This window comes from Bifidobacterium samirii, from assembly GCF_003952945.1.
In the GTDB taxonomy this organism is placed as follows: domain Bacteria; phylum Actinomycetota; class Actinomycetes; order Actinomycetales; family Bifidobacteriaceae; genus Bifidobacterium; species Bifidobacterium samirii.
Genome location: NZ_QXGK01000001.1, coordinates 1 through 24,049 on the forward strand (window position 1 = coordinate 1; position 24,049 = coordinate 24,049).

A 24,049-nucleotide genomic window follows, 5' to 3' on the forward strand; every position below is an offset into this window, starting at 1 on the left:
GTCACGCATTACTCACCCGTTCGCCACTCTCACCAACCAGCAAGCTGGTCGGATCCCGTTCGACTTGCATGTGTTAAGCACGCCGCCAGCGTTCATCCTGAGCCAGAATCGAACCCTCCACAAAAAAACAGTGAAGAGAACCAATACATTGACTCTCAAAACATAATTGACGGAACATCCTATAAGGAAGGACGTTCGCACAAAAACCCCGCTCCCCCTCGCAACGCTCTCGCGTACCCGGAACAAAACAACCGGGCGAGGAACGGACTGGCAATCATTGACTATAAAGAAGTAGTACAAACACGCTCTTGAGTTCTCAAACCACCACCACGTCAGCAGGGCGACACTCTAATCAAGGAGAAGAACCCCGCCGCGCTGAGCGGCAACAGATGAGTAATTTACACACCCCCGGCCCCCAACGCAAATCGGGCCCGCGGAACAGGGGCAGAATCGTTGGAAACACTGGACTCCATCGGCGTGTCGCACACAGCGAAAACCGGGCGGAACAGCAGTGGACAGACAACGGACAGACGTTCCAGCTACAGGAAACGGGACAACAGGGCCGCAGCGCGACCATACAATTGACGGTCGGCGGATACGCGAACGGGAAAGGGGACGGTCATGATCCGGGTGGCGGTGTGCGACGACGACGAACGGTACGCCGGATACGAGCGGGAGCTCGTCCAACGGTGGGCCGACCTGCGTGGTCTCGACGTGCACGTCGACGTGTTCCCGTCGGCCGAGACGTTCCTGTCACGCTACGAGACGCACCGCGACTACGACATCCTGCTGCTCGACGTGGAAATGGGGCGGATGGACGGCGTCACACTCGCCCGCACCATCCGACGGCAATCCGGTGACGCATCACCGCAGATCGTATTCGTCACCGGATACGACGACTACATCGCCGACGGATACGATGTGGAAGCACTGCACTATCTCATCAAACCCGTCGACGAAGCGAAGACGGCCGCCGTGCTCGACCGGGCGGCGCAGCGCATCGCCGGCAACGAGCGATGCCTCAACCTGCAATGCGTGGACGGCATCGTCCGCATCCCCATCCATCAGGTGCGCTACGTCGACGTGGCGCAGAAGAACTATGCGACCGTCCACGCCGACCGCGACCACACCGTCAAACGGCCCCTGTCCGACTTCGAACCCGAACTGCGGCCCGCGTTCTTCCGCGCCGGACGGGCGCTCATCGTCAACCTCAACGCGATACGGCGCGTCACCCGCACACGCATCGAACTGACCGACGGCACGGTCCTGCCATTGGCGCGCAGCGCCTACGAACCACTCAACCGGGCCATCATCGAAAGGACCTGACATGGCAGTAACGACACCCGGCGAACACCGGCATCGGCTCCCCCGGATCAGACTGCGCGGACGCGCGCAACGCGAGCTCGCCGCCTACCAGCGCAGCCTGCTCGACACGCACCATCACGAGGTCGAAACCATGTACGCGCGCATGCGCACCTGGCGACACGACTACCGCAACCATCTGCAGACCATGAAGGCGCTGGCCGACCAAGGCGATCTGGACGCGCTGCGACGTTACCTCGACGAACTCGACGACCAGCTCACCGCCCTCGACTCCCCCATACGATCCGGCAACGCCATGGCCGACGCGATCCTGAGCAGCAAGATGGCGCTGGCGCAATCGCAGGGCATCGACGTACGGGTCGACGCGCACATCCCCGTACGGCTGCGCGTCGGAGAACTCGACCTGTGCGCCGTCATCGGCAACCTGTTCGACAACGCCATCGAAGCGACCCGGCCGCTCCCCGACGGCGAGCGCCTCATCCGCGTCTACATGGACATGAAAGGCACGCAACTGTACATCTCGTTCACCAACACGACCGCGAGCGCCAAACTGGGAGGGATACGGGGACGGTTCGCATCCACCAAACGCGGAGCCGGGCACGGGTTCGGCCTGCTGAGCGTCGACCGGATCGTCGAGGCGGCCGGCGGGTATCTGAGCCGCAACAGCGAGGACGGGGCGTTCACGACGGAGATCCTGCTGCCGCAGGAGTAGGCGATGGCCATAAATTCACGGCATGCCGTTGTCCGTCGACCGCGTGTCGGCACCCGGATCAGGCGTGTCGGCACCGATGGGAGACGATACGGGAGCAGACGGCGTATCACAGGATCCACAAGGAAAGGGGAACCGTATGGACGACAACGACGGCAACAATCAAATGCAATCCTCGGATGCGCACGCACCGGAACGACCTCGCTACGGCATGTGGCGCAACAGCGCGTTCATGGTGCGACTGGCATGGTGCAACGCGCGCGTCGTGCCGTTCATCGTCGTGGCGATGGCGCTCGCCGCGGCCGGACGGTCCATCACCGAACTGTACGTCGGACCGACCGTGCTGAATCGGATCGAAACGCACGCGTCCCCCGTCCTGCTGCTCGCCACCATCGGCGTGTTCACCGCGACGCTGACCGTGTTCGCCGCGGTACGCGCCTACTTCGACGTGTGCAGCGAAACCGGACGCATCGCCACCCGGATCGCGCTGCTCAGACTCATCAACGGCAAATCCGCGTCCACCGCATACGCCAATACGCTCGACACGCGCTTCCGGGCCAGCGAGGAACAGTCCGCGCAGGCGTGCAACAGCAACTGGACCGCCACCGAACGTATCTGGGACACGTGGACCGTCCTGTTGACCGACATCGTCGGATTCGTCGCCTACCTGAGCGTGCTGTCCGGCCTCGACCCGCGGCTCATCGCGCTCATCCTCGCGACGTCGCTCGCCGCATACCTGCCGGGCAAACGCATCAACGAATGGGGATTCCGGCATCGGCGCGAACTGCAGGCGCGGCGCAAACGGCTCGGCTACCTGTACACGCTCGGCGACGAGCCACGATATGCCAAAGACATACGTATCTTCGGCCTGAGCGGATGGATCGGCGAACTGCGCGACGGCGCCGTACGCGCGATGGCATCGTTCCTGCACCGGCGCGAACGCATCCACCTGTGGGCCAACGTCATCGACGTGGCGCTCGCATTCGCGCGCAACGGCATCGCCTACGCCTACCTGCTGCACCTCACGCTCGACCAGGGACTGTCCGCCTCACGGTTCCTGCTGTACGCGACCGCGGTCAGCGGATTCACCACGTGGGTGACGGACATCCTCGACCGGTTCGGCGAACTCAACCGGCAGAGCCTCGAAATCTCAGCGATACGCGAATTCCTCGAATGGCCCGAACCCGCCGGCATGGAAGGCGGCGAAGCGTTGCACGCCATCCCCGGGCATGAGTACGCGATCGCATTCGACCACGTGTCATACCGGTATCCGGGCGCCGACCACGACAGCGTGCACGACATCGACCTGACCATCCAGCCCGGCGAGAGCATCGCCATCGTCGGACTCAACGGCGCCGGCAAGACCACGCTCGTCAAACTCGCCTGCGGACTGCTCGACCCGACCGAAGGACGCGTCCTGCTCGACGGCATCGACATCCGCCGATACGCCCGACGCGACTACTACGAACTGTTCGCCACCGTATTCCAGGACTTCAGCGTGCTCGACACGACCATCGCACAGAACGTCGCGCAACGCATCGACGGCATCGACACGCGCCGCGTCATCGACTGCCTCGACCAAGCGGGACTGGGCGACACGGTCCGATCCCTGCCCGACGGCGCCGACACGCATCTGGGACGATCCATATACGAAGACGGCATCGAACTCTCCGGCGGACAGACGCAACGGCTCATGCTCGCCCGCGCCCTCTACCGGAACGCGCCCATCCTACTGCTCGACGAACCCACCGCCGCACTCGACCCCATCGCCGAAGACGACATCTACCGCCACTACCAGGCCATGACCGACGGACGGACATCCATGTTCATCTCGCACCGGCTCGCATCCACCCGCTTCTGCGAGCGCATCCTGGTCATGGATGACGGGCGCATCACCGAAGAAGGCACGCACGACTCGCTCCTCGCTGCGAACGGCGCATACGCGCGACTGTTCGACGTGCAAAGCCGCTACTACCGACACGACGCCTAGGAGAACACCATGACCGACAACACGACGACGGACGACGACACCATGACGCAAGACGACATGACCGAAGACACCACCGACCCAGCGGATACGCGCACGCCCCGCACCAGCCGCATCCGCACACTCGCCCACGCTCTCGCCCGCGCATGGAGACACAACCTGCGCGCGACACGGATCGTCGCCGGCATCCGACCACACTGGCTCGCCGCGACCGCACTGCACGCGGCGCTCGCCGCCGCACTCCCCTACGTGACGATATGGTGTTCGGCACGGCTCATCGACGAACTCGCCGGAGCGCGCAACCCGGACGAGCTGGCCAGACGAGCCCTCACGCTCGTCGTGGCGACGGCGGCGTTCACGCTGCTCACCGCCACGGCCGAGCATTGGAAAAACGCCGAGAACGAGATGATCGAAACGATGTTCCGCCAGCCGGTCACCGACAAGCTCATGACGATGGACTTCCCGATCGTCGACGACCAGCGTACTGCCGACGCGGTCGAACGCATCCGGGAAAGCGACAATTTCGCCGGCAAAGGAATACCGCAGACACTGATGATCTTCGAAAACGGGATGCCGGCGCTGTTCCAGCTGATCGGCGGCATCATCCTGTCCGCAGGCCTGTTCATCTCGCCGGTTCCGCAGGCCGACGGCTGGACGGCGGCGCTCGCCGGACCGTGGATGTCCGTCGTGATGTTCGCGCTCATGATCGGTGCGGCGGTCGCGTCGGCGGCGTGCGCGAACCGGTCCGGCTCCTACTGGGCGAAATTCGATGAGGAAGGACGGTTCGGCAACCGGCTGTTCGCGTTCTTCGGCATCGAACTGCCGTACAGTCCCAAGCGTGCGATGGACGTGCGCATCTACCGTCAGCTCGAACGGGTGGGCCTGCCCGGCTGGGAGCGCAACCCGTTCACCGAAGGACCGATCGTGCGCGCCAGCTACGGTCCGATGGGATTGTGGATGGCCGCGTCGGCCGCCATCACCACCATGCTGACCGGCATCGTGTACGTGTTCGTCGCCTGCAAGGCGTGGGCCGGCGCGTTCGGCATCGGTTCGGCAGCCCAATACGTGGGCGCGATCACCACGATGTTCCTCGGCATCGCGCAGCTCATGCAATCCTTCGGCGACATGGTCAACAACGTCGAATTCCTCGACCGGCAGTTCACGTTCCTCGACACGCCCAACCGCATGTATCAGGGGTCGCTCACCACCGAAAAACGCAACGACCGCCAATACGACGTGGAATTCCAGAACGTGTCGTTCCGATATCCGAACGCGCCGGACGGCACATGGGCACTGCGCCACATCAACCTGCGGTTCCGCATCGGCAGCCGGCTCGCCGTCGTCGGCGAGAACGGCAGCGGCAAGACCACGTTCATCAAACTGCTGTGCCGTCTGTACGATCCGACCGAAGGGCGCATCCTGCTCAACGGCATCGACATCCGCAAATACCGGTACGACGAGTACATGCGCATCTTCGCCGTCGTCTTCCAGGACTTCCAGCTGTTCGCCCTGCCGTTGGCGCAGAACGTCGCCTCCAGCGCCCACTACGATCCGCAGCGCGTACGCGACTGTCTGGAAAAGGCCGGATTCGGCGAACGGCTCGCCTCGCTGCCCGACGGATTGGACACGAGCCTGTACCGCGACCTCGACGAGCGCGGCGTGCAGATATCCGGCGGCGAAGCGCAGAAGATCGCCATCGCACGCGCGCTCTACCAGGATGCGCCGTTCATCATCCTCGACGAGCCGACCGCGGCGCTCGACCCCGTCGCCGAAGCGCAGGTCTACGCGAAATTCGACCAGATCGCCGGCGACAAGACCGCCGTGTACATCAGCCACCGGCTGTCGTCATGCCGATTCTGCGACGACATCGCCGTATTCGACCACGGCAGCATCATCCAGCAGGGACCGCACGAACGGCTGCTGGCCGATGTCGGCGGCAAATACCGGGAGCTGTGGCAGGCGCAGGCGCAATACTATGCACAGTGACGCGGCCAGATATGGCGGGACGCAGGCATGACGGTCTGCGGCGGTGGCGTTGGTACCGTTGCTATCGTGGAGTCATGGACGAAACGACGAACACGATCATGACGACTATGACCCCCGTGGCTACGACCGGCACTGACGGTACCGACGCCGCCGGCGATCCCCTGCCCACGCGACTCGACATCGGACAGGCCGCGCCCGATTTCACCCTGCCGGCGGTCATGCCGGACGGAACGACGACGGGCATCACCCTGTCGGATGTGCTTGCGCAGCGGAGACGGCGCGTGATCCTGTACTGCTATCCGGCGGCGATGACGCCGGGATGCACCACACAGGCATGCGACTTCCGCGACAACATCGCCCGACTGGGCGGCATGGGATACACCGTGCTCGGCATGTCGAAGGATCCGATCGACAAGCTCGAACGGTTCCGGCAGCGCGACCAGCTGACGTTCCCGCTCCTGTCCGACCCGGACCTGCGCGTCCACCGCCTGTACGGCGCGTACGGCGAGAAGAAACTGTACGGCCGCACGCACGTCGGCGTCCTGCGATCCACGTTCGTCATCGGCACCGACGGGCGCATCGAACTCGCACGCTACAACGTGCGCGCCAAAGGCCACATCGACTCCCTCATCAAGGCACTCGGCAAACTGGACGACGCCCGATGAGATGAACGAACCGGCAAGAATGGAGGCAAACCACATAAGCAGCATCTACGACGACAGCGAATTCTTCGCAAAATACGCGAACATGGCACGAAGCAAAGGCGGCCTGCAAGCTGCCGGGGAATGACATCAGCTGCAGCCCCTGTTCCCCGACCTGCGCGGCCGGAAGGTATTGGATCTGGGCTGCGGCTATGGGTGGCACTGCGCGTACGCCGCGCGCATGGGAGCCACCGCGGTTCTCCGGCATCGACGGCAGCGAACGCATGATCGTGAAGGCCAGAGCCATCAACGCCGGTGAACGCATCACGTATGAGGTCTGTGATATCGAGGAATACGCGTACCCCGAACGGCATATGATGTAGTCGTCTCCAATCTGGTCCTGCACTATATCGAGGATCTGGACGGCATCTACCGCAAGGTGCATCGCACGTTGACCGACGGTGGATGCTTCCTCTTCAACATCGAACATCCGACCTTCACCGCCGGCGTCGACGAAGACTGGATCTACGACGCGGACGGCAACCCAGCATACTGGCCAATCGACCGATACTACTATCCCGGCGAACGGGAGACGAACTTCCTCGGCCATCGGGTGGCTAAGTACCATCACACCCTGACCCAGATCCTGAACCCGCTGATAGCCGCCGGATTCCGAATCGAAGCCGTCGAATAGGCGACGCCTCCCGCCGACATGCTGGACATTCCGGGAATGCGCGACGAAATGCGTCGTCCCATGATGCTGCTGGTAAAAGCCAGAAAAAGAATCGAAGCTCCGGAGATTATTCCGGAGCTTCGTATCTTGCTGTCTTGCTGAAAAAAACAGTGGCTCCTCAGAAAAAGCACGGAATCACAATCCCGTGCCAACAGTCGTAATAGACATCAATAGCATGGCTGAGGCTCAGTCTCAATGAGAAGAGTCCTTCACCCAACTTGATGCAGGACTCTTTCTCCGATATCACGAATATGAAGGGCGAATCAATTCCGGGGGCTGATCCAACAGCTTCTTCTGTTGCTCAAATTGTTGCTCAAGTCGATGCCAGCAAGGGGCGGTACAGCAATGGGCCGGTCGATACTGCTTGCGGGCCTTCGAAGATAGCGGCTGGTCGCACATTCGACATTTATCACCAGGATTGGCGGGAGTCTCGTACAACGCATTTATCCATTCCTCGATTGTGGCGTCCGGCATTGCTTCGATGACGCTTCGCATATCGGTCGGGATGGTTTTGTCCGAAACGACGTTACGGAACGCAATGCCACGGCTAATGTCTTGCAACGTCGATGCGTTTACCAGCCTAGCTAGTGATACCAGCAATTCACCACACTTCTGCGCATCATATGCGGCAGTGTGATAAAGGGATGCGTTCCAATCTATCCCCTGCGCTTTGCACATGCTGCTTAGCGTATGTTTTCCTTTCCCCTGGCGATTGGGAAACATCAGTTTCGACAATGAGTAAGTGCAGAGGTAATCAAAGGGGCGATACGCCAGATCATAGGAATCACATGCCTTTTCCAAGTGGGGAAGATCGGCACTCTTGGCGTTATGGAATGCGAGTACGTCTTCACCGGTGAAGTCCAGAAAGTCATCGTAAATGTCGCACCATTCGGGTTCGAACATAACGTCTTCAAAGGTAACATGGTTCTTCTTGATGGCCCATTGCTCCCACTGGGAGTACGGAGTTTGAGGTCGCACTTTGACGTCAAATGCTTCTTGCGGCTTTCCGTCTCGGAATCGTACTGCTCCAACCGAGCAGATTGCAGCACCCTGGTTAGCAACCCATTCAAGGTCCACTGCGGTGAAGTCTAGTGGCATATGTACTGAACCTCCTTACTCAGTTTCTGCATATTCCGACCTCGTCTAGGATATCTGCGTCCACAGCCGTGGGTAGACGCTAGCTGTCATAGCCTTAAAATTATCACCGTCACTAAATTTTATCAACCTGAAAATGTGTCGAGGTGATGTTCAGGGCTCTTCGTATTTTGGTGTGTATGAGTAGTGGTTCAGAGGTGGGCCTGGATGGCTTGTCTGAACCCGCCGGTGTGCAGCAGGCTTCTGACGATGTAGTTGCCGAGGCTGCGGAACCCCAGGGCGACGCCCCGGAGGGTCTCGAGCCTGCCGTTGATGGCCTCGGTGGGACCGTTCGCCCCGTGGGGGTGGTCGAAGAACGCGAGCACGTCCGCCATGCGCCGTTTGAGCGTGCGGCCGAGCGCGGCGATCTCCGGGCATCCGGGCGCCGCGCCCCTGACGGCGAGGGACTCGATGAGTTCGGCCATCATGCCCCGTCCCTTCCCGCGGTCCCCCTGCGCATAGCAGTCGATGATCCTCTGGTAGACGCCGTGCGCGAGGGCGAGCGGCCTGTTCGCCGGATCGGCGAGCAGCATGTCGACGCGCGCCTGCTGCCTGTCGGTCCTGAGCCCCGCGGTCCTGAGGAGGATCCTCCTGCCCTTGTAGAGCGGGTCGTCGCGCCGGCCGCGCCGGCCCGTGGCCTCGCGCTGGAGGCGGCATCGCACGGCCGTGAGCCTGTCGCCGGCGAGCCTGACGACGTGGAACGGGTCGAGGATCTCCACGGCGCGGGGCACCTGGCGGGCCGCGGCCCTCTTATAGCCGGCGAACCCGTCCATCGCGACCTCCTTGACCCGGTCCCGGAATGATCGCGGGCGCTCGGCGAGCCATCGGGCGAACGCCTTTTCGCTGCGGCCCTCGACCATGTCGAGCAGACGGGCCGGCCGCCCGTGCCTTCGCGGGGTGAGGTCCACGATGACGGTCACGTACCGGCCGCCCGTGCGGGCGTGCCGCCATACGTGCTCGTCCACGCCGATCGACTCCACGTCGTCCAGCCGGCGCGGGTCCGCGGCCAGCACGCCGGCGCCCTTCTCCAGCACGGCCCGGTTCAAAGCGCCCCACGAGCAATGCAGGTCGTGCGCGCACGCGGACACGCTCTTCGACTTCAGCGCCGCCTCGGCCGCCGCCCACCACACGGCCGCGTTCGTCAGCCGTCTCCCCCTGTCGGCTATGCGGGTCAGATCGTCGGTCCACGAGCGGGCGCACGCCGCGCATTCATAGCGCCTGACCCTCACCAGCAGGTGCACGGCGTGCTGGCCGACGGGAGTGTGCGCAAGCCTGCGGCGCCGCGAGGAGCGAACCCGGCCCATGGCCCCGCATTCCCGGCAGTAGCGGGCGGTCTCGTCCTCGATCTCGCAGCCGATCAGCCACACTCCCGCCCGCGAGCCGGCCGCCACGTGCCTTTGCGAGACGGGGTTCAGCCCCAGTGTGTCCAGGCCGAGCAGGACCCGGCCGTCGAACGCGCTAGACTTGTCACCAAGCCGCGCGGTTTCCTTCACTTTTTCTTTCACACACCGAATGAAACCGCACGGCCCTTACACACCAAAATACGAAGAGCCATGTTCAGTAGCTGAACATCACCTCACCCCCGTATACACGGGGAACACGTTGCATCACCACATTTTCAGGGGATCATCCCCGCCATAGCGGGGCCGAAACCAGAAGGAGTCCTTCCGGACTGCTGCCCGGAAGGACTCCTTCAGAACGCTAGTTCAAGCGTGTCAGATGCTCTCTGATTGAAATCAGGCGAGGATCTTGGTGACACGGCCCGAGCCGACGGTGTGGCCACCCTCACGCACGGCGAAGGTCAGGCCCTCCTCCATAGCGATGGCCTGGATCAGCTCGACGGTGAAGGTCGCGTGATCGCCCGGCTGAACCATCTCGACGCCTTCCGGCAGCTCGATGACGCCGGTGACGTCGGTGGTGCGGAAGTAGAACTGCGGACGGTAGTTGGAGAAGAACGGCGAGTGACGGCCGCCCTCATCCTTGGTCAGAACGTAGACTTCGCCCTCGAACTTGGTGTGCGGGGTGACGGAGCCCGGCTTGACGACGACCTGGCCACGCTCGACATCGGTACGGTTGATGCCGCGGAGCAGCAGACCGGTGTTGTCGCCGGCCTCGCAGGAGTCCATCGTCTTGTGGAAGGTCTCGATGGAGGTGACGGTGGTGCTGCGGGTCTCGCGGATACCGACGATCTCGACCGGGGTGTTGACGGCCAGCTGGCCACGCTCAACACGGCCGGTGACGACGGTGCCACGACCGGAGATGGTGAACACGTCCTCGATCGGCATCAGGAACGGCTTGTCCAGGTCGTGAACCGGGGTCGGGATGTACTCGTCGACGGCAGCCATGAGGGCCTTGACCTGCTCAACCCACTTCTCGTGCTCCGGAGCGTCATCGTGCAGCGCGCCGTAGGCGGACAGACGGATGACCGGGCACTCGCGGTCGAAGCCGTTCTCGTCGAGGAGGTCACGGACCTCTTCCTCAACGAGCTCGATGAGCTCCTCGTCCTCGACCATGTCGCACTTGTTCAGGGCGACCAGGATCTTCGGAACGCCGACCTGACGGGCGAGCAGCACGTGCTCGCGGGTCTGGGCCATCGGGCCGTCGGTGGCGGCCACAACGAGGATGGCGCCGTCCATCTGGGCAGCACCGGTGATCATGTTCTTCACGAAGTCGGCGTGGCCCGGGCAGTCGACGTGGGCGTAGTGACGAGCCTCGGTCTGGTACTCGATGTGAGCGATGTTGATGGTGATACCGCGGGCGGCCTCTTCCGGAGCGGAATCGATCTGGTTGAAGTCGTACTCCGGGTTGACATCCGGGTACTGCTCGTGCAGGACCTTGGAGATGGCCGCGGTCAGCGTGGTCTTGCCGTGATCGACGTGACCGATGGTACCGATGTTAACGTGCGGCTTAGTACGCTCGTACTTTTCCTTTGCCATGTGTGTTTGTCCTCCTGGACGTCTCGTGTAGTACGGCCTTCGGACTCGTGATCCGAAAGCACTCGCTACAGTTTACTGGGTTTCTGGGTTATGTGCCACTTTGGAGCCAGAACCCAGTCAGCGCTACAAAATAGTAGCGCCGACTGGAGACACTGTCACGTCAAAGCGACTGCGCGTGTCACTCGCCGCGCTGGGCCTTGATGATCTCGTCGGAGACGGTCTTCGGGACCTCGGCGTACGAGTCCATCTGCATGGTGAACATCGCGCGGCCCTGGGTCTTGGAACGCAGGTCGCCGATGTAGCCGAACATCTCGCTCAGCGGCACCTTCGCGTCGATGACCTTGACGCCGGTGGCGTCGTTCATCGCGGTGATGCTGCCACGGCGGGAGTTCAGGTCGCCCATGACGTCGCCCATGTACTCCTCCGGAGTACGGACCTCGACGGCCATGATCGGCTCGAGGATGACCGGCTTGGCCTTCGGAGCAGCCTCCTTGAACGCCATGGAACCGGCGATCTTGAAGGCCATTTCGGAGGAGTCGACCGGGTGCATCTGGCCGTCGTAGACCGTGGCCTTGACGCCCACCATCGGGAAGCCCGCGAGCACGCCGGCCTCCATGGCTTCCTTGACACCGGCCTCGATGGGTCCGATGAATTCGCCGCTGATGTGGCCGCCGGTGACCTTGTTCTCGAACTCGAAGGTCTCGCCGGCCTCGGTGTCGAGCGGCTCGAAGTTCATGAAGACCTTCGCGAACTGGCCGGAACCACCGGTCTGCTTCTTGTGGGTGTAGACCTCGTTCATGACCGCCTTGCGGATGGTCTCGCGGTAGGCGACCTGCGGCTTGCCCACGTTGCACTCGACCTTGAACTCGCGGCGCATACGGTCGACGATGATGTCGAGCTGGAGCTCGCCCATGCCGGCGATCAGGGTCTGGCCGGACTCCTCGTCGGTGGTGACCTGGAAGGTCGGATCCTCGTCGGAGAGCTTCGCGAGGGCGACGCCCATCTTCTCCTGGTCGGCCTTGGTCTTCGGTTCGACGGCCACCTGGATGACCGGGTCCGGGAAGGTCATGGACTCGAGGGAGATCGGAGCGTTCTCGGCGCACAGGGTGTCGCCGGTGGTGACGTTCTTCAGGCCCACGAAGGTGTAGATGTTGCCGGCCTCGGCGGAATCCACCGGGTTCTCCTTGTCGGCGTGCATCTGGAAGATCTTGCCGACGCGCTCCTTCTTGCCCTTGGTGGAGTCGAGGACGTTGTCGCCCGGCTTGACGGCGCCGGAGTAGACGCGCACGAACACCAGCTTGCCGTAGAACGGGTGGGTGGAGATCTTGAAGACCAGAGCCGCGAACGGATCGGTGGTCAGCGGCTTGCGGGAGATCTCGATGGACTCGTCCTTCGGGTCGAAGCCCTGGATGGACGGGACGTCCTCCGGGCTCGGCAGGTAGTCGACGACGGCGTCCAGCATCGGCTGAACACCCTTGTCCTTGAACGCGGAACCGCACATGACCGGGTAGGCGCGACGCTCGATGGTCAGCTGACGGATGCCGGCACGCAGCTCCTCCTCGGTCAGCTCGCCGTTCTCGAGGTACTTCTCGGTCAGCTCGTCGCTGGCCTCAGCGACGTCGTCGAGCAGCTGGGAGCGGTACTCCTCGGCCTTGTCCTGCAGGTCGGCCGGGATGTCGGTGGTCTCGTAGTGAGCACCCTGATCGGTGGTCACGTCGTTCCACACATAGGCCTTCATGCGGATCAGGTCGACGACGCCGGAGAAGTCGTTCTCGGCGCCGATCGGCAGCTGGATGACGAGCGGCTTGGCGCCCAGCTTGTCCTTGATGGTCTGGACGGAGAAGTAGAAGTCCGCGCCGAGCTTGTCCATCTTGTTGATGAAGCAGATACGCGGGACGCCGTACTTGTCGGCCTGACGCCACACGGTCTCGGACTGCGGCTCCACGCCTTCCTTGCCGTCGAACACGGCGACGGCGCCATCGAGCACGCGCAGGGAGCGCTCCACCTCGGCCGTGAAGTCCACGTGGCCCGGGGTGTCGATGATGTTGATCTGGAACTTGTCCTTGACGTCGTGGGTCTGACGGTTCCAGAAGCAGGTGGTGGCGGCGGACTGGATGGTGATGCCGCGCTCCTGCTCCTGAGCCATGAAGTCCATCGTCGAGGCGCCGTCGTGGGTCTCACCGATCTTGTAGTTCTTGCCGGTGTAGAAGAGGATGCGCTCCGTCGTGGTGGTCTTACCGGCATCGATGTGGGCCATGATGCCGATGTTACGAACCTGGTTGAGGTCGTTGAGCACGTCTTGTGCCATTGCTTTTCCTTAGCTCTCGATCTGACGGAATTACCAGCGGTAATGAGCGAAGGCCTTGTTGGCCTCGGCCATCTTGTGGGTATCCTCACGACGCTTCACGGAAGCGCCCAGGCCGTTGGAGGCATCGAGGATCTCGTTGGCGAGACGCTCGGCCATGGTCTTCTCGCGACGGGCGCGGGAGAAGTCGGTCAGCCAGCGCAGGCACAGGGTGTTCGCGCGGGCCGGCTTCACCTCGACCGGGACCTGGTAGGTCGCGCCGCCGACGCGGCGGGAGCGGACCTCGAGGGACGGACGGATGTTGTCCAGCGCGCGCTTGAGCACGGCCACCGGCTCCTGGTCCGTCTTCTCCTTGACCATGTCGAGCGCGGAGTACACGATGTCCTCGGCGATCGACTTCTTGCCGTCGAGCAGAATCTTGTTGATCAGCTGAGCCACGACGGTCGAGCCGTAGATCGGATCAGGCAGAACGACGTGCTTCTTAGCGGGTCCTTTACGAGACATATTTCTTACTTCGCCTTCTTTGCTCCGTACAGGGAACGACCCTGCTTGCGATCCTTCACACCCTGGGTATCAAGCGCGCCGCGCACGATGTGGTAGCGCACACCCGGCAGATCCTTGACACGGCCGCCGCGCACGAGCACGATGGAGTGCTCCTGCAGGTTGTGGCCCTCGCCCGGGATGTAGGCGGTGACTTCGACGCCCGAGGACAGGCGCACACGGGCGACCTTACGCAGAGCCGAGTTCGGCTTCTTCGGGGTGGTGGTGTACACACGGGTGCACACGCCGCGACGCAGCGGGCTGCCCTTCAAGGCCAAAGTCTTCGACTTCTTCGGCTTGGCCTGACGTCCCTTACGGACGAGCTGTTCGATAGTAGGCAACTTGAATTCTCCGATTCAGTGGTTTCTTTACTCCTGTGAGACCGCCGCACTGCGCCCACACTCCGCCCACTGAGAGAACGAAGACAGCCACAGTCCACCGGCCCGATGGCCCGCTCCTCTTTCACAGTCCGCATTGCTGCGCGCGATCCAACCGATTCACGGGATATCCCGGCCCGCACACCTGTCACATAAGGCGTACCGCCGGCACACACGAATTCCCATGATACGGACACGCCGGACATTTCCGGACCCGTGCGACACGCCGGCAGCCCGAGCTTCCCCACCATGACCGCAATCCACCGCGACAAGGACGAGGCCCCGTCGGGCTGCCTGCCCGCGGGGCCTCGTCGTGCCGAAGGGACGTCGTCGGTCATATCTCGCATCATCCGGGGCGCCTCCGCGTGGGGAGCGGCCCGACCGACGAACCCTTCGGTGGATATCGTCGCTGCGACCCGGCTTCCTCGCCGTGCTTCCTCGGTGTCGCCTTCGTCACCAGTGTTGAATTGTGTCTGTTGAAAGCGTTGCGCACGTTTACCGAACCGTTGCGCTTCGTTGCGACCTGAAGGATTCCCGACCGATCCGCAACTCCGGCCTTCGGTCCCCAGTATAGTCCGCTTCGTCTCGATGCGCGAGGAACGCCACGGCCGATTCTTGCGTTTCTTCCGCGATGTTGCGTCGCGTTCGTTTCCGGTCGAGTCGAATGCACGATGCCGCACATCGAACCCGTTCATCACGCACAGAACCGCACATTTCCAACGGTTTCCGGCGTGTCATGCCGACATTCCGGCGACCCGGAGAACACCGCGACACGCCGAAGTGGCACTCCCACAGGATTCGTGTATAGTATCCATCTGTTGTCTGGTTCCAGTCCGCTGGAGACGACAATGATGGTGGCTATAGCTCAGTTGGTAGAGCAGCTGATTGTGGTTCAGCAGGTCGCGCGTTCGAGCCGCGTTAGCCACCCCATCACGGAAGGCCTCCCAGTCGGAAGGCCTTTCTGCTTTTCCGCACCGGTTCGTCACCGGCAGCAACCTCAGCGAAGCCTCACATTGCTAGCGCAATCGACAGGTCTGCGCTAGCAATGTGACAATCCGGACGCTCATAACGTCACGTTGCTCGCGCAGACCTCATGATTGCGCGAGCAACGTGAGCCTTCCGGCCCGCATTCGCCGCCACGCGGCATCGAAGCGGCTCTCCGATCCCGGACATCCCGGCCATGAAACGGCCGACGGCGGTAGAGTGTGGGTGGAAACAGACCAGACCCCACCTCCACGTCCAAAGGAGACGACATGCCCGAACCGCAGCTGTCCTTCGCCAACGACTATTCGTGCGGCGCCACGCCTGAGATCCTCGAACGCCTCGCCCGCACCAACGACGTGCAGTATCCCGGCTACGGGTCCGACGACGTGTGCGCGTCCGCCAAGGAGAGGATCCGTCGGGCGTGCGGCGCGCCCGGCGCGGACGTGTGGTTCCTCGTCGGCGGCACGCAGACCAACCAGACCGTCATCGACGCGATCACACCGCAGTACGCCGGCGTCGTCGCAGCGGCCAGCGGGCACGTCAACGTGCACGAGGCCGGCGCCATCGAGGCGACCGGACACAAGGTGCTCACGCTCCCCCATCATGACGGCAGGATCGACGCGGCCGAACTCGACTCCTACTGCGCCACGTTCTACGCCGACGCCAACTACGAGCACATGGTGTTCCCCGGCAGCGTCTACGTGTCGCAGGCCACCGAATACGGCACCCTCTACACCAGGGCCGAGCTGGAGGCCATCGCCGACGTCGCCCACCGCCACGGCATGCCGCTGTTCGTCGACGGCGCGCGCCTCGGCTACGCGCTCACCGCGCAGGGCAACGACCTGACGCTGGAGGATCTGGCGCGCATCGCCGACGTGTTCACTATCGGCGGCACCAAGGTGGGCGCGCTGTTCGGCGAGGCCGTCGTGTTCACCAACCACGGCGGGTATTCGCGCACGCCGAAGCATTTCCTCACGCTCGTCAAGCGGCACGGCGCGCTGCTCGCCAAGGGCTGGCTGCTCGGCGTGCAGTTCGACACGCTGTTCGACGACGGCCTGTACCTGCGCATCGCCGCGCACGCCAACCGCGCCGCCGACCGCATCCGCGCGGCGCTCACGGAACGCGGCTACGAGCTCACGTTCGACGCGCCCACCAACCAGGTGTTCGTCACGCTCGACGACGCCACGCGCGCCCGTCTCGAATCGCAGGTCGCGATGGGCTACATGGAGCCGACCGCCGACGGCCGCACCGTCATGCGGTTCTGCACCAGCTGGTCCACGACCGACGAGCAGGTCGAGCGTCTGATCGCGCTGCTGTGACGCCGCCGTGACGGCATCGCCGCGGATATGACAAGGGGCGTGTGCCCCGCCGTCCGTAAGCGGACGGCGGGGCACACGCCCCTATCGTTGCGGGACGGCGGCCGGCGCACGGTCGCGCCGACGCCTCCCCGGCTACTCCAGCTCCACCGCGCCGGTGTACAGCTGGTAGTACTCGCCCTTGAGGGCGATGAGCTCGTCGTGCGAGCCGCGCTCGATGATGTTGCCGTGGTCGAGCACCATGATCACATCCGAGTTGCGCACGGTCGACAGACGGTGGGCGATGACGAACACGGTGCGGCCCTTCATCAGGTTGTCCATGCCGGCCTGCACGACCTCCTCGGTGCGCGTGTCGATCGACGAGGTCGCCTCGTCGAGGATCAGCGCCGGCGAGTCGGCGACGGCGGCGCGCGCGATCGAGATCAGCTGGCGCTGGCCCTGCGACAGGCCGGAGCCGTCGCCTTCGAGCACCGTCTGGTAGCCCTGCGGCAGCATGCGGATGAAGCCGTCCGCGTTGGTGAGCTTCGCCGCGGCGATGCACTCCTCGTCGGTGGCGTCGAGACGGCCGTAGCGGATGTTGTCCATCACGGTGCCGGTGAACAGGTTCACGTCCTGGAGCACGATGCCCAGCGAGCGGCGCAGATCCGGCTTGCGGATGTTCTTCACGTCGATGCCGTCGTAGAGGATCTGGCCTTCCTGGATGTCGTAGAACCGGTTGATGAGGTTCGTGACGGTGGTCTTGCCGGCGCCGGTCGCGCCGACGAGCGCCATCTTCTGGCCCGGCTTGGCGAACCAGGTGATGTCGTGCAGGACCGGCTTGTCCGGGTTGTAGCCGAACGTGACGTTGGTGAAGCGCACGTCGCCCTGCAGCAGCGTGTAGCAGCCGTCGGGCGAGGTGATCGCCTGCTCCTTGGCCTTGAGCGCGACCTCGCGGGCGGAGCCGTGCAGCTTCTCGGCGGCCTTGAGGGAGCGGGTGCCGTCGTCGTCCGCGGCGCGCTTCCACGCCCAGTGGCCGGTCTCGTGGTCGACTTCGGTCATCGTGCGGCCGTCGGCGCCGAGCTCGACGTTGACGAGCGTGACGGAGCCGTCGTCCTCCTCGACCGGCTCGTCCATCAGCGCGAAGATGCGCGAGGCGCCAGCGAGCGCCATCATGACCATGGTCATCTGCTGGGAGACCTGGCCGATCGGGTTGATGAAGGAACGCGACAGGGTGAGCAGGGAGATGAGCGTACCCAGGGTGAGGTCGCCGAAGCCGGACAGGCCGAAGTTGCCGACGCCGGCGAGGGCCATGGCGCCGCCGACGAGGGCGAGGAGGATGTACAGCAGGTAGCCCATGTTGCCGACGATCGGCATCATGACGTTGCCCCACGTGTTCGCTTCGGCGGAGGCGTGGAACAGCTCCTCGTTCTTCCTGTCGAAGGTCTCCTGCATGGCGTTCTCGTGGTTGAAGACCTTGACGACCTTCTGGCCGTTGACGGCCTCTTCGACGAACGCGTTGACGTCGCCGATGGCGACCTGCTGCTTGACGAAGTAGCGGCCGGAGCGCGAGACGATCTTGCGCAGGATGACGAACAGGGCGGCGGTGAACACGACGACGAACAGCGTGATCGGCACGCTCAGCCACAGCATGGAGATGAGCGCGGCGACCGCGGACACGGCGGACGAGAACATCTGCGGGAACGACTGGCTGATGGCCTGGCGCAGCGTGTCGGTGTCGTTCGTGTAGTGGCTCATGATGTCGCCGTGCTCGTTGGTGTCGAAGTAGCGGATCGGGAGCCGCTGCTGGTGGGCGAACATGTCGTCGCGGATCTTCTTGAGGGTGCCCTGTTCGACGGTGACGATGAGCCACTGCCACAGCCAGGATGCGACGATGCCGGCGACGTACAGGCAGCCCATCAGCGTGATGACGTGCAGCAGCGGCGACCAGTCGGGGTCGGTGGCGCCGACCATCGGCAGGATGTACGAGTCGATGAGGGACTGGAGGAACAGCGCGGAGCCGGCCTGGGCGGCGGCGCCGATGAGGATGCACGCCACGATGGCGATGACGCGCCACTTGTATTGGAAGATGTATCCGAAGATGCGGCGGGTGGTGCCGGGCGCCGCCTGGCCCATGCCCGGCTTGCGCTTGGCGAACGAGTTCTTGTCGCTCACTGCAGCTCTCCTTCCTGGGCGGTGTTCTTGGTCTGGGATTCGTAGATGGAGCGGTATTCGTCGCACGTGGCGAGCAGCTCGTCGTGCGTGCCCTTGGCCATAATGCGTCCCTTGTCCATGACGAGGATCAGGTCGGACTCCTGGACGGAGGCGACGCGCTGGGCGATGATGATCTTCGTCGTGTCGGGGATCTCGTGGTGGAAGGCGCCGCGGATCAGCTGGTCGGTCTTGGTGTCGACGGCGCTGGTGGAGTCGTCGAGGATGAGGATCTTCGGCTTCTTGAGCAGCGCGCGGGCGATGCACAGGCGCTGGCGCTGGCCGCCGGACACGTTGGTGCCGCCCTGTTCGATGTAGGTGTCGTACTTGTCGGGGAACTCCTGGATGAAGCCGTCGGCCTGGGCGAGCTTGCAGGCGTGGCGCAGCTCCTCGTCGGTGGCGTCGGGGTTGCCCCAGCGCAGGTTCTCGGCGATGGTGCCGGCGAACAGGATGTTCTTCTGGAGCACCATGGCGACCTGGTCGCGCAGGACGGTCATGTCGTAGTCGCGCACGTCGACGCCGCCGACCTTGAGGGAGCCTTCGCTCACGTCGTACAGGCGCGGGACGAGCTGGACGAGCGACGACTTGGCGGAGCCGGTGCCGCCGACGATGCCGACGGTCATGCCGGAGCGGATCGTCAGGTCGATGTCGTCGAGGACGGGCTTCTCGGAGCTGTCTGAGTAGCGGAACGTGACGTGGTCGAATTCGATCGTGCCGTCCTTGACGGCGGTGACCGGATGCTCCGGGTCCTTGACGGTGCTCTCCTCCTGCAGCACCTGGCAGATGCGTTCGGCGGAGGCCTGGGAGATGATGAACATGACGAAGATCATCGAGAGCATCATCATGGCCATGAGGATCTGCATCGCGTAGGTGACGAGCGCGGTCAGGTCGCCGGTGGTCAGGCCGAACGCCGCGTTGTTGCCGGATGCGACGATCTGCTGGGCGCCCATCCAGGCGATGAGGATCATCGTGCCGTAGATGCACACCATCATGATCGGGCTGTTGAAGCTCATGATGCGCTCGGCGAGGGTGAAGTCCTTGAAGATCTTCTCGGAGATGCGGCCGAACTTGCCGATCTCGTGGTTCTCGCGGTTGTAGGACTTGACGACGCGGATGCCCTGCAGGTTCTCGTCGACGACGTTGTTGAGGTCGTCGTAGGTGTGGAACACGCGCTCGAACACCGGGTGGACGAGCACGGCCAGGCCGCACAGGCCGATCGCGAGGATCGGGATGCAGGCGAGGAACACCAGCGAGATGGACTTGCTGATGCGGAACGAGAAGATCCACGCGACGACGACCATGATCGGGGCGCGCACGCCCATGCGGATCATCATCGAGTACGCGTTCTGCAGGTTGGTGACGTCGGTGGTCAGTCGGGTCACGATCGAACCGGTGGAGAATCGGTCGATGTTGGTGAAGCTGAAGCCCTGCACCTTCTCGAACTCGTCGTGGCGCAGGTTCTTCGCGAAGCCGGCGCCGGCGATGGCGGCGAACCGGCCGGCCAGGAAGCCGCTGGTCAGCGACACGGCCGAGCAGCACAGCAGGATGATGCCGAACTTGACGATCGCGGGCATGCTGCCGCCGGTGATGCCCTCGTCGATGAGCGAGGCCATGACCGTCGGGATCAGGATCTCCAGGACGCTTTCGACGGCGACGAACGCCGGCGCGAGCCAACTCGCCTTCCTGTATTCGCGCATCGATTTGCCCAGCGTGCGCAGGATATGCTTCGGCCTGGCCGGCTCGTCCGCGCGGCGCCGGGAGTCGGTTGCGGTGGTGCTCACTTGCTTTCCTCCTTCTTGTCGTTCTTGTCGTTCGTTTCGTTCATGTCGCCGCGGGCCGGCTCTCCGGCCTGCGGGGCCGCGGCCGTCTGACGGCGGTCGGGCTGACGGTTCTGGAATTCCCTGCGCGCGTCGTCCAGGTTGGCGCGCATGCGTGCGATGCAGGAGGCGAGCGTCTCAAGCTCCTGCGCGCTCAGGCCGGCCATCAGGCGGCGTTCCATGTCGGCGCCGCTGCGTCTCAGGTCGTTGACGATCGCGTCGGCCTGGTCGGTCAGCACGATCTTCTTGAGCCGGGCGTCGTGGTCCACGGATTCGCGCACGATCATGCCCTTCTTCTCCATCAGCGCCAGCACGCGCGAGGCGGTGGAGCGGGTGATGCAGAACTTCTGCTCGATCGTGTGCTGGTACACGTCCCGGTCGCGGTTGCGCGCCAGGAACATGATGATGTGGGCATTGCCGCCGGTCGCATCGCATGCGGACGGCGGCATCGTCTCGCCCAGATAGCGGTCGATGCTGCGCGTGAGCGCACGCAGGTCCATGCTGAGGATGTGTCGGTCCATGATCCTCCCTCTCCTCAACTGTTGTATATGCAACAGGTGAGGATAATACGTCCCACATACAACAGTTGCACATACAACAATCGGCGTGTCGCGGCGAACCACCCATCCCTTCATCCACGGTGCCATCACCGATACGACGAGGGGTGCCCTCAGAACGATGGATAGGTTCCACGCAGTGGCGGAATATCCAATGGTTACTTCTGGTAACCGTCGTTCTGGGGGCACCCCTTCGATGCGCCGCGGGATCAGGCGGTGCGGCGGGCGTAGTCGGCGAGCATGAACTCGGTGATGGCCTTGCCGCCCTCGCCCATGAGCATGGGCATCGAGTTGACGGGCATGGTCATGAGGAACATGCGCATCATCGAATTGTCGGGCAGCTTGGGCAGGTCGCCGCGTTCGCCGGCGTCGGCCACGGCGGCGACGACCTGCGCGCCGACCGGGTCGGCGGACCATTCGCCGTACGTCGACCATGCGGTCAGCGGCTGCGTCTTGCCGTCGCCGTCGAGCGCGACCGGGACGCGGGCGACGATGTCGCGGCTCGACGTGCCGACCTCGACCGTGTATTCGCCCTCTTCGACGTGCCAGTCGGCGTAGCGCTCCGACCAGTAAGCGAACGCGCGCTCGTCGAGGTCGATCGTCACGGTCGTGGATTCGCCGGCCTTGAGGAACACCTTCTCGAAGCCCTTGAGCTCGTGGACGGGACGGGCGACGTCGGCCTTGCCGGGCGCGACGTACACCTGCACGGTCTCGGCGCCGTCCACGTCGGACGTGTTGGCCACGGTCGCGGTCACGCGCGCCGTGTTCGCGCTGGTCTTCTCCACGCGCACGTCGCCGATCGCGAACGTCGCGTAGCTCAGGCCGTAGCCGAACGGGTAGTCGACGGCCTTGCCGCAGGTGTCGTAGTGGCGGTAGCCGACGAACACGCCCTCGCCGTAGTCGACGTGGCCCTCCTCGCCCGGCCAGTTGAGCATGCTCGGGTCGTCGTTGATGTCCATCGGGATCGACTGGGCGAGCTTGCCGGACGGGCTGGCGTCGCCGAACACGACGTCGGCGAGCGCCGCGCCGCCGGCCTGGCCGAGGAGCCAGGATTCGAGGATGCTTTTGGCGTCGCCGGCCCACGGGCGGATGGTGACGACGGAGCCGTTGGAGAGGATGACGACGGTGTTGGGGTTGGCTGCGGCGATGCGGCGCAGCAGGTCGGTCTGCTTGGCGGGCAGGTCGAGGTGGGTGCGGTCGAAGCCTTCGGATTCGGCTTCTTCGGGCAGTCCGAGGAAGACGATGGCGACGTCGTTGCGGCCGGCGGCTGCGATGGCTTCGGTTTCGAGCGCGGGGTCGGCGGGCGCGAGGTCGAGGGTGTAGCCGGGGGCGAAGTCGGCGTCGATGCCGCGTGCGGCGAGGGCGTCGAGGAAGGAGGTCATGCGGTTGGGGGTGATGTGGGAGGAGCCGCCGCCCTGGTAGCGCGGGGTGCGGGCGAATTCGCCGATGACGGCGATCTTCGCGTCCTTGCGCAGCGGGAGGGTCGCGTCGTCGTTCTTGAGCATGACGATGGATTCGATGGCGGCGCGGCGGGCGACGTCGTCGTGGGCGTCGATGTCGTAGCGGTAGCCGTCGATGCTCATGGCGGCGCGGGTGCGCTCGACGAGGTCGATCATGCCCTGGGCCATGCGGTCGAGCTGGGCGGGGGCGATGCGGCCGTCGCGTACGGCGTGGACGATCTGGTCGTCGGTGTAGCTGGGCGGCATTTCGAGGTTGAGGCCGGCGTTGAGGGAGGCGACGCGGTCGTGGTCGGCGCCCCAGTCGCTCATGACGATGCCGTCGTAGCCCCATTCGCCGCGCAGGAGGTCGGTGAGGAGCCAGTGGTTCTGTGCGGCGTGCACGCCGTTGATCTTGTTGTACGCGCACATGATAGTCCACGGCTTGGCGTGCTTGACGATGTGTTCGAAGGCGGGCAGGTAGATCTCGCGCAGGGCGCGCTGGCTGATGCGTGCGTCGATGCGCAGGCGGTCGGTCTCCTGGTTGTTGGCGGCGAAGTGCTTGAGGGAGGTGCCGACGCCCTTGGACTGGACGCCTTCGACGATGCCGGCGGCCTCATGGCCGGCGAGGTACGGGTCCTCGCTCCAGTATTCGAAGCAGCGGCCGCCGAGCGGGTTGCGCTTGATGTTGACGCCGGGGCCGAGGATGACGGCGACCTTCTCCTGGATGCACTCCTCGCCCATGGCCTCGCCGACTTCGCGGATGAGGGCGGGGTTCCACGAGCTGGACAGGCCGGCGGCGGGCGGGAAGCAGGTGGCGGGCACGGAGTCGTTGAGGTCGGTGTCGCCGGTGTTGGAGGCGAGGGACTTGCGCAGACCGTGGGGGCCGTCGGTGATCATGTAGCCGGGGATGCCCTTGGATTCGACGCCCTGGAGGTGCCAGGCGTCGCCGCCGGAGGTGAGGGACGCCTTCTCCTCGAGGGTGAGGTCGGTGACGGACGGGTATGCGGATTCGCTCATGGTGCCTTCTTTCGCGCCGGGTCGCCGACCGGCAGTGCCGGCTCGGCGGGGGGTGGGTTGT

18 protein-coding genes, 1 tRNA gene and 1 rRNA gene are annotated in these 24,049 nt (G+C 64.1%); 9 read left to right on the forward strand and 11 right to left on the reverse strand.

Going from position 1 to position 24,049, the window contains the following annotated elements:
- Positions 1-124 (reverse strand): 16S ribosomal RNA (locus D2E24_RS00005); the annotation flags it as partial.
- Between the two features lie 497 nt (positions 125-621).
- Here D2E24_RS00005 and D2E24_RS00010 point away from each other — a divergent pair.
- The 7 genes from D2E24_RS00010 to D2E24_RS10500 all read left to right on the forward strand — a co-directional run bounded on the left by D2E24_RS00010 (position 622) and on the right by D2E24_RS10500 (position 7,340).
- On the forward strand, positions 622-1,326 hold the full coding sequence (locus D2E24_RS00010) for a LytR/AlgR family response regulator transcription factor (protein ID WP_125967296.1): 705 nt from the start codon (positions 622-624) through the stop codon (positions 1,324-1,326).
- 1 nt (position 1,327) lies between these two features.
- Positions 1,328-2,035 carry a sensor histidine kinase gene (locus tag D2E24_RS00015; protein ID WP_125967297.1) on the forward strand — a complete coding sequence of 236 codons (708 nt, stop codon included), beginning with the start codon at positions 1,328-1,330 and terminating at the stop codon, positions 2,033-2,035.
- 136 nt (positions 2,036-2,171) lie between these two features.
- A complete protein-coding gene (locus D2E24_RS00020) occupies positions 2,172-4,022 on the forward strand; it encodes an ABC transporter ATP-binding protein (RefSeq protein ID WP_206430890.1) in 1,851 nt (616 codons plus the stop codon).
- A 9-nt stretch (positions 4,023-4,031) separates the two neighbouring features.
- Positions 4,032-6,005, forward strand: a complete 1,974-nt coding sequence (locus D2E24_RS00025) for an ABC transporter ATP-binding protein (protein WP_206430891.1) — start codon at positions 4,032-4,034, stop codon at positions 6,003-6,005.
- Positions 6,006-6,112: 107 nt separating this feature from the next.
- Complete coding sequence (locus D2E24_RS00030; protein WP_125967489.1) at positions 6,113-6,670, forward strand: peroxiredoxin; 558 nt, start codon at positions 6,113-6,115, stop codon at positions 6,668-6,670.
- Positions 6,671-6,858: 188 nt separating this feature from the next.
- Complete coding sequence (locus D2E24_RS10490) at positions 6,859-7,029, forward strand: class I SAM-dependent methyltransferase (protein ID WP_241222770.1); 171 nt, start codon at positions 6,859-6,861, stop codon at positions 7,027-7,029.
- Between the two features lie 68 nt (positions 7,030-7,097).
- Positions 7,098-7,340, forward strand: a complete 243-nt coding sequence (locus D2E24_RS10500; RefSeq protein WP_241222771.1) for a hypothetical protein — start codon at positions 7,098-7,100, stop codon at positions 7,338-7,340.
- Positions 7,341-7,622: 282 nt separating this feature from the next.
- Here D2E24_RS10500 and D2E24_RS00040 read toward each other — a convergent pair whose 3' ends face one another.
- The 6 genes from D2E24_RS00040 to rpsL form a co-directional block, all read right to left on the reverse strand.
- A complete protein-coding gene (locus tag D2E24_RS00040) occupies positions 7,623-8,477 on the reverse strand; it encodes a 3'-5' exonuclease (protein WP_125967298.1) in 855 nt (284 codons plus the stop codon).
- 188 nt (positions 8,478-8,665) lie between these two features.
- A complete protein-coding gene (locus D2E24_RS00045; RefSeq protein ID WP_164520946.1) occupies positions 8,666-9,952 on the reverse strand; it encodes an ISL3 family transposase in 1,287 nt (428 codons plus the stop codon).
- Between the two features lie 297 nt (positions 9,953-10,249).
- Positions 10,250-11,449 (reverse strand): elongation factor Tu, encoded by a 1,200-nt coding sequence (gene tuf, locus D2E24_RS00050; protein ID WP_125967299.1) that lies wholly within the window; start codon positions 11,447-11,449, stop codon positions 10,250-10,252.
- Between the two features lie 178 nt (positions 11,450-11,627).
- Positions 11,628-13,757, reverse strand: a complete 2,130-nt coding sequence (gene fusA, locus D2E24_RS00055; RefSeq protein WP_125967300.1) for an elongation factor G — start codon at positions 13,755-13,757, stop codon at positions 11,628-11,630.
- Positions 13,758-13,787: 30 nt separating this feature from the next.
- Positions 13,788-14,258 (reverse strand): 30S ribosomal protein S7, encoded by a 471-nt coding sequence (gene rpsG / locus D2E24_RS00060; RefSeq protein ID WP_125967301.1) that lies wholly within the window; start codon positions 14,256-14,258, stop codon positions 13,788-13,790.
- 5 nt (positions 14,259-14,263) lie between these two features.
- Entirely contained in the window at positions 14,264-14,635 is a 372-nt protein-coding gene (gene rpsL, locus D2E24_RS00065) for a 30S ribosomal protein S12 (protein WP_003808601.1), read from the reverse strand.
- A gap of 890 nt (positions 14,636-15,525) precedes the next feature.
- Here rpsL and D2E24_RS00070 point away from each other — a divergent pair.
- Together D2E24_RS00070 and D2E24_RS00075 are read left to right on the forward strand one after the other, a co-directional pair.
- Positions 15,526-15,601: transfer RNA gene (locus D2E24_RS00070), tRNA-His, on the forward strand.
- A gap of 323 nt (positions 15,602-15,924) precedes the next feature.
- Entirely contained in the window at positions 15,925-16,974 is a 1,050-nt protein-coding gene (locus tag D2E24_RS00075) for a threonine aldolase family protein (protein WP_125967302.1), read from the forward strand.
- Positions 16,975-17,106: 132 nt separating this feature from the next.
- Here the strand turns inward: D2E24_RS00075 and D2E24_RS00080 are convergent, their stop codons facing one another.
- The 4 genes from D2E24_RS00080 to D2E24_RS00095 form a co-directional block, all read right to left on the reverse strand.
- A complete protein-coding gene (locus tag D2E24_RS00080; protein ID WP_420897455.1) occupies positions 17,107-19,083 on the reverse strand; it encodes an ABC transporter ATP-binding protein in 1,977 nt (658 codons plus the stop codon).
- Between the two features lie 35 nt (positions 19,084-19,118).
- The gene (locus D2E24_RS00085) at positions 19,119-20,939 is read right to left on the reverse strand and encodes an ABC transporter ATP-binding protein (RefSeq protein WP_277594527.1); all 1,821 of its coding nucleotides are present in this window, start codon (positions 20,937-20,939) and stop codon (positions 19,119-19,121) included.
- A complete protein-coding gene (locus D2E24_RS00090; RefSeq protein ID WP_241222775.1) occupies positions 20,936-21,496 on the reverse strand; it encodes a MarR family winged helix-turn-helix transcriptional regulator in 561 nt (186 codons plus the stop codon). Before D2E24_RS00090 ends, D2E24_RS00085 begins: the two co-directional genes overlap by 4 nt.
- Before the next feature lie 245 nt (positions 21,497-21,741).
- The gene (locus D2E24_RS00095) at positions 21,742-23,988 is read right to left on the reverse strand and encodes an exo-alpha-(1->6)-L-arabinopyranosidase (protein WP_125967304.1); all 2,247 of its coding nucleotides are present in this window, start codon (positions 23,986-23,988) and stop codon (positions 21,742-21,744) included.
- Positions 23,989-24,049 lie beyond the last annotated feature (61 nt).